Annotated in this window: 13 protein-coding genes; 7 read left to right on the top strand and 6 right to left on the bottom strand. The window is 62.5% G+C overall.

From position 1 onward, the window contains the following. Positions 1 to 338, bottom strand: a 338-nt coding sequence (locus JNC62_RS20835; RefSeq protein WP_374841363.1) for a hypothetical protein, incomplete at its 3' end; no start/stop codon positions are given. A gap of 786 nt (positions 339 to 1,124) precedes the next feature. Between JNC62_RS20835 and JNC62_RS20830 the strand changes: the two genes are divergently transcribed. Next, positions 1,125 to 2,348 carry a glycosyltransferase family 4 protein gene (locus JNC62_RS20830; protein ID WP_374841362.1) on the top strand — a complete coding sequence of 408 codons (1,224 nt, stop codon included), beginning with the start codon at positions 1,125 to 1,127 and terminating at the stop codon, positions 2,346 to 2,348. Here JNC62_RS20830 and JNC62_RS20825 read toward each other — a convergent pair. Beyond that, positions 2,314 to 3,285, bottom strand: a complete 972-nt coding sequence (locus tag JNC62_RS20825; protein WP_374841360.1) for a glycosyltransferase family 2 protein — start codon at positions 3,283 to 3,285, stop codon at positions 2,314 to 2,316. The two genes, JNC62_RS20830 and JNC62_RS20825, sit on opposite strands and share 35 nt — an antisense overlap. 449 nt (positions 3,286 to 3,734) lie before the next feature. Between JNC62_RS20825 and JNC62_RS20820 the strand changes: the two genes are divergently transcribed. The 3 genes from JNC62_RS20820 to wecC are packed head-to-tail and all read left to right on the top strand — an operon-like array spanning position 3,735 to position 6,973. Next, a complete protein-coding gene (locus tag JNC62_RS20820; RefSeq protein ID WP_374841358.1) occupies positions 3,735 to 4,907 on the top strand; it encodes a hypothetical protein in 1,173 nt (390 codons plus the stop codon). A gap of 1 nt (position 4,908) precedes the next feature. Continuing rightward, positions 4,909 to 5,703: a WecB/TagA/CpsF family glycosyltransferase gene (locus JNC62_RS20815; protein WP_374841356.1), complete on the top strand. Its 795-nt coding sequence runs from the start codon at positions 4,909 to 4,911 to the stop codon at positions 5,701 to 5,703. A 13-nt stretch (positions 5,704 to 5,716) separates the two neighbouring features. Continuing rightward, on the top strand, positions 5,717 to 6,973 hold the full coding sequence (gene wecC / locus JNC62_RS20810; RefSeq protein WP_374841354.1) for a UDP-N-acetyl-D-mannosamine dehydrogenase: 1,257 nt from the start codon (positions 5,717 to 5,719) through the stop codon (positions 6,971 to 6,973). On the opposite strand, the gene wecB is transcribed toward wecC, so the two are convergent. The 3 genes from wecB to JNC62_RS20795 form a co-directional block, all read right to left on the bottom strand. Beyond that, the gene (wecB, locus tag JNC62_RS20805; RefSeq protein ID WP_374841353.1) at positions 6,929 to 8,131 is read right to left on the bottom strand and encodes a non-hydrolyzing UDP-N-acetylglucosamine 2-epimerase; all 1,203 of its coding nucleotides are present in this window, start codon (positions 8,129 to 8,131) and stop codon (positions 6,929 to 6,931) included. The two genes, wecC and wecB, sit on opposite strands and share 45 nt — an antisense overlap. A 65-nt stretch (positions 8,132 to 8,196) precedes the next feature. Then, a complete protein-coding gene (locus JNC62_RS20800) occupies positions 8,197 to 8,985 on the bottom strand; it encodes a CpsD/CapB family tyrosine-protein kinase (RefSeq protein ID WP_374841351.1) in 789 nt (262 codons plus the stop codon). 49 nt (positions 8,986 to 9,034) lie between these two features. Then, the gene (locus tag JNC62_RS20795; RefSeq protein WP_374841349.1) at positions 9,035 to 10,609 is read right to left on the bottom strand and encodes a GumC family protein; all 1,575 of its coding nucleotides are present in this window, start codon (positions 10,607 to 10,609) and stop codon (positions 9,035 to 9,037) included. Positions 10,610 to 11,278: 669 nt separating this feature from the next. On the opposite strand from JNC62_RS20795, the gene JNC62_RS20790 reads away from it, so the two are divergent. After that, the gene (locus JNC62_RS20790; RefSeq protein WP_374841347.1) at positions 11,279 to 11,959 is read left to right on the top strand and encodes a sugar transferase; all 681 of its coding nucleotides are present in this window, start codon (positions 11,279 to 11,281) and stop codon (positions 11,957 to 11,959) included. An 85-nt stretch (positions 11,960 to 12,044) separates the two neighbouring features. Here the strand turns inward: JNC62_RS20790 and JNC62_RS20785 are convergent, their stop codons facing one another. Further along, positions 12,045 to 12,848 (bottom strand): LuxR C-terminal-related transcriptional regulator, encoded by an 804-nt coding sequence (locus JNC62_RS20785; protein ID WP_374841346.1) that lies wholly within the window; start codon positions 12,846 to 12,848, stop codon positions 12,045 to 12,047. Between the two features lie 313 nt (positions 12,849 to 13,161). Between JNC62_RS20785 and JNC62_RS20780 the strand changes: the two genes are divergently transcribed. Next, positions 13,162 to 13,308, top strand: coding sequence for a hypothetical protein (locus JNC62_RS20780; protein WP_374841344.1), 147 nt, complete (start codon positions 13,162 to 13,164; stop codon positions 13,306 to 13,308). 330 nt (positions 13,309 to 13,638) lie between these two features. Then, positions 13,639 to 14,574: a glycosyltransferase family 2 protein gene (locus JNC62_RS20775; protein WP_374841342.1), complete on the top strand. Its 936-nt coding sequence runs from the start codon at positions 13,639 to 13,641 to the stop codon at positions 14,572 to 14,574. Positions 14,575 to 14,771 lie beyond the last annotated feature (197 nt).

Raw genomic sequence — 14,771 nt, 5'->3', positions numbered from 1 at the left:
GGCTTCGTTGCGGCCAGTTCGGTCGTCGAATCCAGGTCGCCGGTCGTGGACGTGGTGTCCGTCTTGTCGGACGACGTCGTGTCGTTCCAGCCCTTGTCGCCGTCCTTGTCGCCGTCATGGGCGGACCGCAGCTTGTCGAGGGCCGTGCTGAGGCGGTCGGCAAAGCTGTTGCCGACATCGTTGTTGTGGTCGGTGATCTTCGACAGACGATCGAAAATCTTCTCAAGCGTCAGAGCCGCAGTCTGGCTGTTTTCGTTGATGGCATTGCCGATGAGGTCGACGAGCGTCGTTTCAGCCTGAACTCCGGCTTTGGTTACATCGCGAATTTTGCTTGTCACTGCTTCTTTTGCCTTTCTTCCCACACTTTGGAGATGGTGGTAGTATCCTTGGCTAAGCCGGTTAATATTTTTGTTGGTCCGGCGTTACGGCGGAGACTAATAGTTCAGGTGCTCCAAGGGGGCAACAGCATTGCGGAAGTAAGAAATCGCAACAATATTGCCGCATTGCTGCCACAATAGCCGCTGTTGCAGAGCAGTATTTTTTGAATTAGTTGCGAAAATCCGAATTGCCGGAATTGCGGCAAAATCCTGGAGTGAAACTGCCGCGGAAATGCGCCATTAAAGCTGCAATCGTTTGGCGTCCGTTGAAAACATTAGATAAATCTTAAGGTCCGAAAGCGAGAAGAATTCGGCCGTTCGCGCATAAGATGAATTTGATGTTTTTAATGAATATCGCAATTTTGCAACCATTGAGATGCCATCGACATCACCGCAATCGGTGGGGATGGCCGCGATCATGCGAAGATACTCCGGATAACTGAAAAATGGAGTGCGTCACAACCGGACAGTGGCTGGGGCAATAGACCGCTTGTTACGTGGTGGAACTCAACCAGACATGCAGTCTGCATGCCTCGGATACGCCTCCGATATCACGCTAGACCGCAGCACCCGCCAAATGGACAAGCCTGGGTACCATACTCGTCCCTTCGAGTGGGTCCGTGCGGCAACCGGCAGACTTTGGACCTCCCTTGTGCCGTGTTGATCGCCCCGATCGAGGGACCATAGATTCTCCGTTGCTGGCGATGGCGCGCGGGCGCCATGGACGCTGGCTGAAAGGTGGTGGACGTGGCCAGGATCCTGCTTGTTGCTCCGACCTGCAACGGCGACGACGTCGGCGAGGCCTGGGTCGCATCTCGCTGGGCGCAGCATCTCGGGGAACGCCATGACGTCACCTTGCTGACCTATCACAAGCGCAATGCCACGCCCGCCCGACAGCAGCTTTCCGGCATGACGATAATGGAATGGCGCGAACCGCCGCTGCTGGGACGGGCGGAGCGATTGAACAGCCTGATGAAGCCGGGCTACATCCCGTTCTACTTTCGGGCCCGGCACTGGATTCGCTCCGCGATCGCCGCCGGCCAGCAGTTCGATCTCGTCCATCAACCCGTGCCGGTTGCCATGCGCTACCCGTCACCGGCGGCAAATCTCGGCATCCCGTTGGTCATAGGACCGGTGGGAGGGGGTCTTTCGTCTCCGGAGGGCTTCGCCGGCGACGAGGGCACGACCCCCTGGTTCATCAAGCTGCGTCAGCTCGACCGGTATCGGCTGCGCTGGGACCCGCTGCTGCGCAGGACCTATCAGCGTGCGGATTGCGTCCTCGGCATCGCGGACTATGTGCGGGAACATCTTTCGGAAATCCCGCTGCGGCGCTTCGAGATCATGAGTGAAACGGCTCTCGACGAGGTTCCGCCCCCAATCGACCGGACCGGACGATCCGGACCGGTGAAGCTCCTGTTCGTCGGCCGGCTCATTCGCACCAAAGGAGCACGCGATATTGTGCGGGCCATGGCGCTCGTGCGCGAGCTTCCGGTGGAACTCGACATCGTCGGAGACGGCCCGGAGCGCCAGGCGTGCCAAGCCTTGGCTGCCTCCCTTGGCCTCGGCGACCGGGTGCGGCTGCAGGGCTGGCGATCCAGGGACGAGGTCGCAGAGTTCTATCGTCGGGCGGACATCTTCGTCTTCCCCAGTTATCGCGAGCCGGGCGGAAACGTCGCGCTGGAAGCCATGGGACACTCGCTGCCGTTGATCGTCGTCGACCGTGGCGGCCCCGGCACCGCGACGACCGATCAATGCGCCATCAAGCTGGCCGCGACCACGCCGGAAGCGTTGGCGCAAGACGTGTCAACGGCAATCCGCAGGCTCGTCGAAGACCCTGCCCAGCGCCGGCGCATGGGCGCTGCGGCCCACGCCCATGTAATGAGGACCGGCCTGTGGTCGGCGAAGCTCGACCGGATGGACGAGATCTATGCGGACCTCATCGGTTTGGCGCGCCGTAACCGGGCTGCCTGAGCGGTGCGGTGAGGGCCGCGCGCAGCGCCGCACGATGCCCCGCGCCCAGCCTCATGCGCATGGTTTCGCCGACGATGATGCTCAGCCGGAACAGCGCCGTGGCGACGGGGCCGTGATGACGGCGAAAGTAGCGGATGCGGTTCGTCGTCATCAGCGCGGAGAGGAAAGGGTCGTTGTGATAGGCGCCGCCGATATGCGTGGTATGCGCCTGCGTGTCATAGACGACGGCGAAGCCCGCCTGCCTGACGCGCTGCATGTAGTCGACTTCCTCGCTGTAGAGAAAAAAGGAATCGTCCCAGTCTCCGACGACGGATCGGGTCCGCGCCGAGACCCCTAGGGCTGCGCCGGTTGCCCAAGCGACCGTTCCGCCGGTGCGATAGAGCACGGGATCGGCGACGATCTCGCCAATGCCGAGGCGGGCTGCAAGTCGCGTTCCGACCAACGCATCGGCCCATGCGGTCAGCAACGACGGCTCGCGCCGAAGCGACTGGGCAAGCGTGCCGTCCTCGTTCAGCATCTGCGGCGCGACGACGCCGATCGAAGGATCGCTCAGGCGTGCCGCAAGATACGCGCCCGCGCCGCGATGAAGCCGGATGTCCGGATTGAGGACGAGAAGGTGCATGTCCTCGTCGATCGTTGCCGCCGCCGCATTGATGCCAGCCGCAAAGCCGGCGTTTCGGCCCATCTCGATGACGCGCACACCGAAGGGATGCGCGCGCGCCAACTCGACGGAAGCGTCACGCGAATCGTTGTCGACGACGATCACGTCCCGACGCGCGAGCCCTTCCAATCCGTCCGCCAGGGAATCCAGCAGTCCGGGCAGCACCTCTTCGCTGTTGTAGGTGACGATGACGACCGCAAGCCCCCCCGCCTCTTCGGCAGGCGATGGGTCCCGATTTGCCCGCGGGTCGTCTGAAGGCCTGAGCAATGCGTCCATATCCGCGCTCTCGTGTGGAGCGGCCCGCAAACGGCGAGCCCCGCGAAAAGATTGCAGGAACGGGCCGAAGCCGAAAGACTGCCGAGAGAGGTAGACGTCCGGCGAATCGAACCGCTCCCTCATACGGAAAGGCAAGAAACGCGCGCATGCCCCTATCCTATCGGCGCATGGCCACACCCCCGGCGACAGGTTCTGGCGGCGCCGTTAAGTCTATGAGCGCGGTGGATTATCGTCGAAAAATTTCTAGCATGCTTCCAGAAGACGCAGGAATTCTTTCGATCTTCGCGCAAGTCATCCGCAACAACCTTTGATCAGCCGCCGCTTCTGAAGTCGGCGAGGCCTTGGAAGGTTTCATGTCGTTCGAAGCAAAGCGTTCATCGGATCCGATTGAACAAGCGCCACGCCGGGACCGCGCCTCGACGGTCCGATTCACAGGCGATCCTGCAAACTTGAGTCCATCGAGCCGGCTGGAAGCCCTCGCCGACGTTTCGACGACCGCACGCGCAAGGGTCGATCAGTTGCTGACGCTGGCGGAGGATGGTCTGCGCCGGATGCACGATGGCGGCGTGTTCGGACACACGCTCCGCGCGGTCAAGACCGACACCGGCTGGACCGAACGGCTGGAAGGCGACAGCCTGCGATACGCCTCCATGGTGGCGCTGGGGCTGTCGCATGTCGACGAAGAGGTTCAGCGGATGGTCCTCGGCGGACGCACCGCCGCCGAACTGGCGCGCACCTGCGCCGTGCGCGCCGAGGCCTCGCCCGACGCCGGCGCTGTCGCTCTCGCGGCATGGAGCGCGGCTGAAGCCGGCGGCATCTGCGCGGCCCAGCTTTTCGCTGTGCTCGCAGCACGGATCGAATCGCCGCGCCCTATAGACACCGTCGATTGCGCCTGGGCCCTCACCGCGGCGCTCGCTGCAGGCCACCTCGGCAGCACCAAGCGGCTCGTGGAACTGGCCGGCATGAGACTGCGGGCGGCACAATCGCGTGACGGCCTTTTCCCGCACCTGCTGCCCGCCCGCGCGAGCGGCCGCCTGCGTGCCCATATCGGCTGCTTCGCCGACCAGGTCTATCCGATTCAGGCGCTGTCGCGCCTGTCTGTCGCGCGCAACGATGCATCGGCGCTGGCAGCGGCAGAATCGTGCGCCGCCCGCATCTGCGCCCTGCAGGGGCCGGCCGGGCAATGGTGGTGGCACTACGATACCCGCGATGGAAGCGTGGTCGAACGCTACCCCGTTTACAGCGTCCATCAGCACGCGATGGCTCCCATGGCGTTGCTCGACCTCCAGGAGGCGGGTGGGCCGGACCACTGGCGGTCGATCATCCTTGGTCTGCAGTGGCTCGACGCCCCCCCTGAGACCGCCGAAACACTTGTGTGCCCGCAGAAGGGCGTCATCTGGCGCAAGGTGGCCCGGCGCGAACCGGCCAAGGCGGCAAGGGCAGTCGCCGCGGTCACCACGGCAATGGCGCCGGGACTGCATTTGCCAATGATCGACACGCTTTTCCCGCCAGGACCGGTGGATCACGAGTGCCGTCCCTATGAGCTGGGTTGGCTGCTTTACGCATGGCGCTCCCGCCTGGTCGGCGCTCACGACGATGGCAGCAAGCCAGGGGAGATCTGACATGTCGCATCGCCGACAACTTCTGTTCGGGATGTATCTCGATGCCGTTAGCATGGAGGACGTCATCGATCGCTGCCATGCGGCCCTGAAGACCCGCAGCCGGATGTTGCTGGGCGTCCTGAACGCCGCCAAGATCGTCAAGCTGCGCAACGACTCGTTGCTCCGAAATTCCCTGCTCGAATGCGATCTGCTTCTCGCCGACGGCCAGTCGGTCGTTTGGGCGAGCAAGATCCTGGGCCGTCCGCTGCCGGAGCGAATTGCCGGCATTGACGTTTTCGACCGCCTGTTGGCGCTCGCGCATCAGGAAGGACGGACCGTTGCACTTCTCGGCGCCCGGCCGGACGTCCTGCGCAGGCTGGAAGAGGTGATCGCCGTCCGTTTCCCTGGCCTGAAGATCGCCTGCAGCCATCACGGTTATTTCGCGCCGCACGAGGCCGATCAGGTTGCCGGCGCCATTCGTGCCTCCGGCGCCGATATGCTTTTTATCGGCATGACATCGCCGAAGAAGGAGATCTTCCTTGCGACCTATGGCCCGACGCTAAACGTGCCGGTCCTGCACGGTGTCGGAGGATCGTTTGACATCATGGCGGGCTTGACCAGGCGCGCACCGCTGGCCTGGCAACGCGCCGGAATGGAGTGGGCCTACCGCCTGCTGCAGGAGCCGCGGCGGCTGTGGTGGCGCTACCTGGCGACAAACACGAGTTTCATCCGGCTGACGGCGCGGGAAATGATTCGTCCCTCGCGTGCCTTCGAGCCCGATTCGCCTGCCAAGCCAACAGCCGCCGAGCAAGGGTAGTGGAGCCTCATCGATGACCGAAGTGTTCAAGGGCCGCCTGGCCATTCTGGGGATGGGATACATCGGCCTGCCGACCGCCGTCGCCATCGCAACGCGCGGCATCGACGTGATCGGGGTCGACATCAACCCGGCGACGGTCGCGGCGATCTCGCGCGGCGAGGTCCCCTTTGTCGAGCCGGATCTGGCAGTGGCCGTCAGTGGCGCGGTCGCGATGGGCCGGCTCACCGCCACCACCCAAACGCCGGAGGCGGACGCCTTCATCATCGCCGTCCCTACGCCCTTCAACGAGGACCGGACGGCGAATCTGTCCTATGTGAAGGCGGCGGCTGAACAGATCGCTCCCAGGCTCAAGCCCGGCAACATCGTGGTGCTGGAATCGACCTCGCCGCCGGGGACAACGGAGAAGGTCGGCAAGTGGATTGGCGCCCTGCGGCCGGATCTCCGGATGCCGCGCAACGGCGACGCCATCGCCGACGTATTCGTCGCCCACTGCCCGGAAAGGGTCCTTCCGGGTCGGATCATGATCGAGATGGTGACGAACGATCGCGTCGTGGGCGGGCTGACGCCACGATGCGCAGAGAAGGCGGCCTCCATCTACCGCCTGTTCGCTCAGGGAGAGATCCTGCTGACCGACGCGGAGAGTGCCGAAATGGCAAAGCTCTCCGAGAACGCCTACCGCGACGTCAACATCGCCTTCGCCAACGAGCTTTCGATGATCTGCGAATCGCTTCACATCGACATATGGGAAGTGATCCGCCTCGCCAACCGCCATCCACGCGTCGGCATATTGAGCCCCGGCCCGGGGGTGGGCGGCCATTGCATCCCCGTGGATCCCTGGTTCATCGTCTCGGCGGCACCGGAACTGGCGCGCCTCATCCGGACCGCACGGGACGTCAACGACCGGCGTCCGCACGACGTCGCCGAACAGGTGGTGGCGAAGGCCGAACGCTTCCGCTCGCCGACGATCGCCTGCCTGGGACTGACCTTCAAGGCCAATGTCGACGACGCGCGCGAAAGCCCCGCGATCGAAGTGGTCTCGCTGATTGCGAAGGCGCTGCCGGAGGTCGAGATCCTCGTGGCGGATCCCTATGTCCCGACCATGCCCGAACTGCTGAAGGGCTACGGCAACCTCCGCCTCGAGAACGCGCACGAGGCGGTGGAACGCGCCGACATCGTCGTGCTGCTTGTCGAGCACGAACCGTTCAGGGCGCTGCGGCACACCCGCCTAGGCGGCAAAGTCATCTACGATACGCGCGGCGCCTGGCGCTGACCGCTTCTCTTCAACCTTGACGCCGGGATCAAACTCGGCAGGGCGGTCCGCGAGCGAAAAGAAGTGTTCGATCGCCTGGACCGACCGCATCGCGGCCCGGCCGTCACCATAAGGGTTCACGGCGCGCGCCATGGCCTGATAGGCCTTCCGGTCCGTCAGAAGCCGACTGGCCGCGTCGAAAATCCGATCTTCCGCCGTCCCGACCAGTTGCACGGTGCCGGCGGCGACCGCCTCCGGGCGTTCGGTGGTATCGCGCATCACCAGCACCGGCTTGCCGAAGGTCGGCGCCTCTTCCTGCACGCCGCCGCTGTCGGTGAGCACAATCGAACTGCCCGCCATCGCCTTGACGAAGTCGCCATAGTCGAGCGGCCCGGTCACCACGACATTTTGCAGCCCTTCCAGCGGAGGCAGCAAGACCGCGCGAACGGCGGGATTGAGATGGGCCGGAAGCAGAAAGGCGACGTCAGGAAAGGCACGCGCCAGACGGGCGATCGCGCGGGCCGCCTGCGCCATCGGCTCGCCCCAGGATTCGCGCCGGTGCGCGGTAATCAGCACACATTTTCGTCCGGCCACCCGCTCGACGTCCGGATTGCCGCTCTTCGCGCCGCCGGCAGAGACGTGAAGCAACGCGTCAATGACAGTGTTGCCGGTCACGACGACGTCGCGTTCTGCAATGCCGTCGTTCAACAGGTTGGCTTTCGACGTCCGGGTCGGCGCCAGGTGCAGCACCGCCAGCTGCGTGGTCAGGCGGCGATTGATTTCCTCTGGAAACGGGTTGTGACGGTCGCCGGTCCGAAGGCCCGCCTCAAGGTGGATCAGCGGCACCTTGCGGTAAAAGGAGGCAAGTGCCGCGGCAAAGCACGTCGTCGTATCGCCCTGAACGACGAGTGCATCGGGCGCCTCGGCCTCGATCACCCTCGAGACGCCTTGGAGCACGCGCGCGGTGATCGATTCGAGCGTTTGCGACTGGGCGATGATGTCCAGATCGTGATGCGGCTGAATGCCGAACAGGCGGTTGACCTGGTCCAGCATTTCCCGATGCTGACCGGTGACGGCCACGATCGGCGTACAATGGCGCGAGCGGCCGAGCTCAGCGATCAAGGGGGCCATTTTGACCGCCTCGGGACGTGTGCCATAGACAACCATTATCTTGCGCATGCCGGCTCCCTTCTAACAATGGATAGGTTCCGGGGATGGTGTCGCCTCCCCCGTTAGGGTGCGCTCTAGAAGAGCCCGTATCGGCATCTGTTTAGGACAACCCCGGCCACATTGGACCGCTCCGACAGCTCGCGCTCGCAGACATCCAGTTCATCGAGCGTGCTTTGGTCGGCGGCGACCACGAGGATCGCGCAATCCACGTTCGGCAGAAACGCTGTGACATCATCGCTCGGCAGCATCGGAGGCAGGTCGAACAGGATCACGTCCGGTGTCATGCGCTTGCGCATGTCCCGCAGGGCCTTGGCGGCATTCAGGCTCTGCAGCAGTTCGGCGGAGAACTTCACCGGCCGGCTGTTGATGCCGATTGCCAAATTGTCCCCGTAGCGGTGGAGGACCTCATGCAACTCGCAGGTACCGTTGAGAAAATCCTCCATCGCAGAGGGCTTCTTCAACCCGAGCAGCCGGCCGAGACCGGGCTGCTTCAGGTCGAGATCCATCAGAACGGTGCGACAATCCGCCTGGTTGGCCAGACTGAAGGCAAGGTTGAGCGCGACGACCGACTTTCCGCAGGACGCCCTCGGCGAGGTGATGGCCACAGACGTCCAGCCGTTCTGCCGAAGACACTGAAGCAGCCTGGTCCGCAGCATGTCGAAAGCGCTGTAGGCCGGGTTCGAGCGATTCACAGTGACGATGCGATTGTGTTCGGCCAATTCGGGATTGACCGTCAGCGGGGGAAGGCTGTCCCACGTCATCTCCCGCTCGAACCGTGCAGCGGATTGCACGGTCTGCTCTGCGAGCCGATCGATGCTGCGTAGTCGCATGGCCTCATGCAATGGTGCCGGTATCTGCTCCATGGATCATAATCCCAATGCTGCGGGTGAAACTCAGGTGGCTTGCCGCTTTTCATATCGATCCTGACTGGCCCGAGATGATTTTCTGGACCACCAGATGCAGCGGCATGACGAAGTGGTGGAACAACAGCAGAACGACCGGCACGGCACCGGCGGACAGGACCGCGGCGAGGCGGTGTTTGCGGTTGAAAGAGCGCGTTTCACCCACCGCGCGGATGTCGGGTATGGTGGCGAGCGGTTGCGTCTGCAAAAGCCTGGCGACGTCGACCGGACGACGGACGGTTCGGTTGAGGAGTTCCAGCAGCATGACGAGACCGAGGCCGAGCGCGATTCCGACCGGGGCCCCGAGAAGGATGACGCGGCCGCGGCGCGGATTGATCGGATCGAGCGGCGGCGTTGCAGCCTCGATCAACGTGAGACGCCCTCCCTCGGATCGCATCTCGATTTGCTTGCCGGTCGAGGCTTCTGCACGCCTGGCGATCGCGGCATTGTATTGTGTCTGGATGTTCTCGCGATTGCGCTCCAAAGCATTCAGCACCGTTTCGCTTGCCGGGGTCGCGGTAATGGACCGGCTCAGTTCTTCGATGCGGCGGGTTGCTTCGGCTCGTTCGTGGCCGATCGCCTGGAGCCGCTCGTCGATGTCCGACAGTTGCAGATCGAGGCCGAACGTAGCCGTTTCGGCGTCTGATTGAATCTTGTCTTCACGGGCGGCATCCCGCACCGGCACGGCGGGTAGCCTGCTCTGCAGCGTGGCGATGCGCTTGCGCAGGGCGGCCACATTCGGGCTGGTTTCGGAAAACAGCGCCAATTGCTCCGCCAACGCCCGATTCAAGTCCGCCAGCATCTGTTGTTCCGGCGTCAGCGGGAGCGCATCCGACAGGCGGCCGGTGTTCGTGTAGGTCGCGATCAGCGCGCTTCGCCGGGAGCGCAGTTCCGACTCCTCGCGCTCGAGCGAAGCCACCCGCTCCTGAAGACTGTTCTGCTGGCTGCGGCGAAACTCCACGCTGTCGGGCAGCGTATCCTTGTTCTCCGTCTTGAACTTGAGGATATCCGCCTCGAGCTTGTTCAGTTCGGTTCCCAGTCTGGCAACCTCCTGATTGAAGAACTGGAGCGTGTTTCCGGCCCGGGCGGTGCGTTGCTGCTGGTTTCGGTCGACGAGCATCGACGTGATCTCATTGGCGATCATCGCCGCCAGCGCGGGGTCGCGTCCGGTAAACGATATCTCGAAGATCGTTGTCTCCTGGTCGCGCGAAGACGTGGCCAGGGCCAGTTGTTCAAACGAGATGCGCGATCTCATGTCCGCCACGATGTCGTCGTCGGTCGGCCGCGCTTCAGCGTCGGCATAAATGCCGAGCTTGTTGGCGAGTTCGATAAGATTCTTGCGCGTGATGATTTGCTGCTGAAGAACCTGGAGTTGCTCGATCGCGCCGATGGCGACCGACGAGCGGGCAAGATCGGAGGGGATTTGCGGCGCCTCGACCAGAACCTTCGCGCTCGCCCTATAGAACTTGGGCATCATCGATGCCACGACCACGGCGGCGAGGAAGGCCGTCACGGCAACCGCCAGAACCAGCGGCAACCGCCGAAGCACGAGGGAGATATAGAACCGCAAGTCCATGCTGTTCATTGCAAAACCACTCAGATCTCCGAAACTGTCGCCGTCATTCTCGGGCGCCTGTGCATTGCACGGTAGATCGTCAATGGTGGGTGCGCCGGGTGCGCCTCCTGCCCCCGGTAATCCCTTTGGGTAGGACCGTTCGACCTATGCCTTATCGGTCGCCGGGGCGGATTTGCGATTATCGATGGTTGCGGTGCGAGGCACCGGCGCCGTGCTTCGCTGATGACGCCGACGCCGGCGAGGTCCGCGCCGGTTGCGCCACCGTCGCCGCCGCGCCGCCATGGGCGATCGGCAGGCTACCGGCTGATGAGCCGCAGACAGGCCATCGCATCGGGAGCCGCCATCCTTCCCCCGGCTACCCCCTGTCCCTGGTCGCGGATGCTTGCTCCCTGCTCTTCGCGGCAACGCGACAGGGTTGGTCGAAAATTGAAGGGAGCGCGGCGGCTGGCCGTCACCTTCGGCACAGCGCGGCGAACCGCCCCGCAGACTAGATCGAATTGTCTAACGGCGATTTATTGAGGCGGCATTTCATATGGTTAATATAGCCTTACGCAAGCGCTCTCGATGAACAACTGACTGTGAAATCCTGCCGGTTCGATTCCCGGAACGAGCTTTCTTTGGAATGCCGACTTGGCGCTCCGCGCTTGCAGCGATGTCCATCATCACGCGGAGGCTGCAATGCCGAAAGACTACCTGCCATACGCGTTGCGGTTCACGGCCCAAACCTTGCCGCAGCAGCCTGCCGTTGGCTCGCGCTCAGTCTATCCCGCCGTCAAGCGCCTGTTCGACGTCTTCGTCACGCTGGCAATTGCGCCGTTCGCGCTGACCGTCGTCGCTCTCGCGGCGCTGTTGATCCGCCTCGACGGGGAGAAGGCTTTCTTCCGCCAGCCGCGTGTCGGCAAGGATGGCAGGGTGTTTGACCTGTGGAAACTGCGAACCATGGTGCCCCAGGCCGATGCCAAGCTGCGCGAGCATCTCGCACGGGATGCGGCCGCGCGGCTCGAGTGGGAGCATAGCCAGAAGTTGAAGGTTGATCCCCGCATAACCCGGATCGGAAAGTACCTGCGCAAGTACTCGATCGACGAACTTCCGCAGTTGTGGAACGTGCTGCGCGGCGACATGAGCCTGGTTGGCCCTCGTCCGATGCTCCCCGAGCAACGCACGCAGTATCCTGGAACGGCTTATTTCCAAATGCGTCCGGGCCTGACGGGTCTATGGCAAATCAGCGTGAGAAATGGCTGCAGCTTCGCCGAGCGCGCCGTGCACGATACCCGCTATTTCGCCATGATGTCGTTTGGCACGGACCTTTGGATCCTGTGGCGCACGCCGCTCGTCGTGATCCAGGGCACAGGGCTTTGAGGCGGGGGACCGGCCGATACACGAACGGACTCCGGCAAGCGGAGCCCGTTCGTGTATCGGCCGTCAGAAAACCGGCGTCGGGTCGTCAATGTTCGAGGCGGCTCGACGTGTCGGAGGAGGAGGAAAAGTCCGTCGGGAACAGGTCGTTGATCTTGTAGGCGACTTCGGTCCTGTTGGTGGCTTTGACCTTCTTCATGATGTTGCGGATATGCACCTTGACGGTGCTTTCCCGCAGATTGAGTTCGTATGCGATGATCTTGTTGGCCTTGCCGCGCCGCAACGCCTCGACAACTTCCGCCTGGCGGGCGGTGAACATGCCGGCCAGCGGCCGTACGACCGGGCTTCCGGTCTCCAGGACCTGACGCATCGCAAAGACGCTGCTGGCGGGTACGAAGATTCCGCCCGCAAGCGACAATGCGATGGCTTCGATACACACGTCGATGCTGACGGACGAGGGGATGTAACCCTTCGCCCCGCATTCCAGCGCCTTCATGATCTGCGCCAGATCGTCTGTATCCGCAAGGACGATAATCGGTGCGTCGAACTCAGAGGCTAGCCTCTTGATCTCATCCGCCACGGCCGGCTCCACGATCTTCCTGCCGCCCACATTCAGCAGGATCGCGGCGAGCGGCGGATGGTCGTGGCGTTTGCGTTTCCACTCTTCCATGGAACCAAAAGCGACGACATCCATATCGATTTTGTGGGCGGAGATGCACTGCGCGAGGCATTGGCGATCAAGCGCACGGCTGTCGATGATCAGAAGTGATTTTTCTCGCTGAACAAGCGAGTCTTCGATTTTGTTCTTCTGTCCGGCGCTTGAAGGATCGATTGCAATGGGATGGTAGTTTCCTGTTATTTCCTTGCCGTTTGACATTGTTGCGGAGTTCATAGCTGCTTTACTCCCTACAATGCACGCGCAGCCTCCCCCATCTCACAGGGACACAATAAAGAACGCGTGCTAGCCCCAACTGTGCTTTTAAAGCTTCGAACTTGGTGGTCATTCACGGTCATTGGGATAAAGTATTGTGTATGAGATATAGCTTATTTACCCGATAATAAGCATCTTGCCTAGCGCCGTGACCACTGATGGCGCGGCAAGCGCGCAGCCCAGCCGGCGTCACCCTATTAGACGTATCGAGGTAGCGAATTACCCCAAAAGGGGGAGGCCCCACGCCATTAGGTAGGGAGAATGGGCGCTCAATGTGCTTGACTTTCAGGTGGTTGCGCTGATCACGCAGACCCATCCAGCAAAACTGGCCGCACCGGCCAATGCCGCCATCATCCAAAAGATGAAGGCGCGTGAGAAACCAATTTATTCACCAAGCGTGAACTTGATTAACCTATATTGATTGACTAATGGGCCCGATGCTTACGCTAGTCTTTAGCTCTGTCAATTCGCACCCCCGTCGAAAAGTCATAGCCGATCCGGTTATGCACTGAAAATCGATGCCATCCACAAGTCAAAGGGCTCCGGCTTACCTGCTTGCTCGCGTGCGGCGACCGCGGCGGAATGCATCTGCTTTGCCGCGTGCCGGGTCCCCGTCCCCTCCCCGAATGGATGGCGTGCCGCCTGCTTTGGCGTGTCTTTCCATACCGCCAGCTTTGCAGATAGGGTTTCAATGTGGGTCTCAACCACACCGATCCCCGGCTGGCGCCTGCGGACGCAGGAGGGCAGCAATATGAACTGGCAGGCGCCAATGGATGCCGATGTCTCTGTCATTTTGCCGACCTTCAATCGAACGCGCAGCCTGACTGCCGCCGTCATGAGCGTCCTCACGCAATCCTACCGCAACCTGGAGCTCATCGTGGTCGACGACGGTTCGACCGAAGACGTCGAAGGGCTGTTACGGCAAATCGAGGACAAGCGGCTGCGGTATATCCGCCGACCGCGAAACGGGGGGGCGGCCGCGGCCCGCAATACGGGCCTGGCGGCGGCAACAGGCCGCTTCATCGCCTTTCAGGACAGCGATGACATCTGGCTGCCGGGCAAACTGGCGAAACAAATCGCTCTGTTCGCTCAACTTCCCGACCATGTGCGCGTGGTTACGGGGGCCAAGATCGTCTACGGTCGCGATCCCTCGTTCAATTATGGACCTGCAAGGATTGCCTATGCGCCGCCGCCGCAGGGACGCCTGACGCTGGACGAGGACCAGCTTGCGCACCTGCTGTTGGAGAACCGGATCAGCGTGCAAAACGCCCTGTTTCGGCGGGACTGCTTCCCGGAGGCTCTCTGGTTCGATACCTGTGCCCGAGCCAACGAAGACTGGGACTTCGCAGTCCGGCTTTCGCGGTATACGACGATTTATGAAGACATCGAGCCGGTCGTTCTGGGCTTCATCTCCGGTGACAGCATATCGTCCAGCAGCCGGAAGCAGACGATCGGGATGATCCGGATCCTGCGCAAGAACAGGGCGGCGCTGCGAAAACATAAGAGACAAAGGTCCAGGATGCTCATCGATCTGGCGATCATGCTGCTGAAGGACGGGAAGACAAAGCGCGGCATGCGGTTCCTGCTTGCCGGACTGGCAGATTACCCACCACATGCGACGGGCTTGGCGCTGTCCCTGATGCGACGCGTCAGAAGGGCGTTTGGCAAGCCGAGCGGCCAGATGTGAGTTGGAAGGCGTCCCCGCTCAGGCGCATCAATCGGGAACGTCGCCCTGCTTCGGAAGGGCCGGCTGTCCAGCCCCACCTTGGGTGTTGCCCGAGATGACGGGGTTGTCTTGATAGAAGGCGAACTTGCCCCACTGGCCGGTGCCGATCTGGTTGTTGATGATCTTGATCGAGGCGTCGTCGACCGTGCCGCCACCCT

Source organism: Mycoplana ramosa, assembly GCF_041930185.1.
Lineage (GTDB): Bacteria > Pseudomonadota > Alphaproteobacteria > Rhizobiales > Rhizobiaceae > Mycoplana > Mycoplana ramosa.
Note: the sequence above shows the minus strand (reverse complement) of the source record. Positions and strands in the feature narration are given on the sequence as shown.

What these genes read in the sequence shown, in the direction of transcription:
- wecC (WP_374841354.1), top strand. Translation starts at nt 5,717, where the DNA reads ATGACCGAAGTGTTCAAGGGCCGCCTGGCCATTCTGGGGATGGGATAC.
- JNC62_RS20795 (WP_374841349.1), bottom strand. Translation starts at nt 10,609, where the DNA reads ATGAACAGCATGGACTTGCGGTTCTATATCTCCCTCGTGCTTCGGCGG.
- wecB (WP_374841353.1), bottom strand. Translation starts at nt 8,131, where the DNA reads ATGCGCAAGATAATGGTTGTCTATGGCACACGTCCCGAGGCGGTCAAA.
- JNC62_RS20825 (WP_374841360.1), bottom strand. Translation starts at nt 3,285, where the DNA reads ATGGACGCATTGCTCAGGCCTTCAGACGACCCGCGGGCAAATCGGGAC.
- JNC62_RS20800 (WP_374841351.1), bottom strand. Translation starts at nt 8,985, where the DNA reads ATGGAGCAGATACCGGCACCATTGCATGAGGCCATGCGACTACGCAGC.
- JNC62_RS20790 (WP_374841347.1), top strand. Translation starts at nt 11,279, where the DNA reads ATGCCGAAAGACTACCTGCCATACGCGTTGCGGTTCACGGCCCAAACC.
- JNC62_RS20775 (WP_374841342.1), top strand. Translation starts at nt 13,639, where the DNA reads ATGAACTGGCAGGCGCCAATGGATGCCGATGTCTCTGTCATTTTGCCG.
- JNC62_RS20785 (WP_374841346.1), bottom strand. Translation starts at nt 12,848, where the DNA reads ATGAACTCCGCAACAATGTCAAACGGCAAGGAAATAACAGGAAACTAC.
- JNC62_RS20815 (WP_374841356.1), top strand. Translation starts at nt 4,909, where the DNA reads ATGTCGCATCGCCGACAACTTCTGTTCGGGATGTATCTCGATGCCGTT.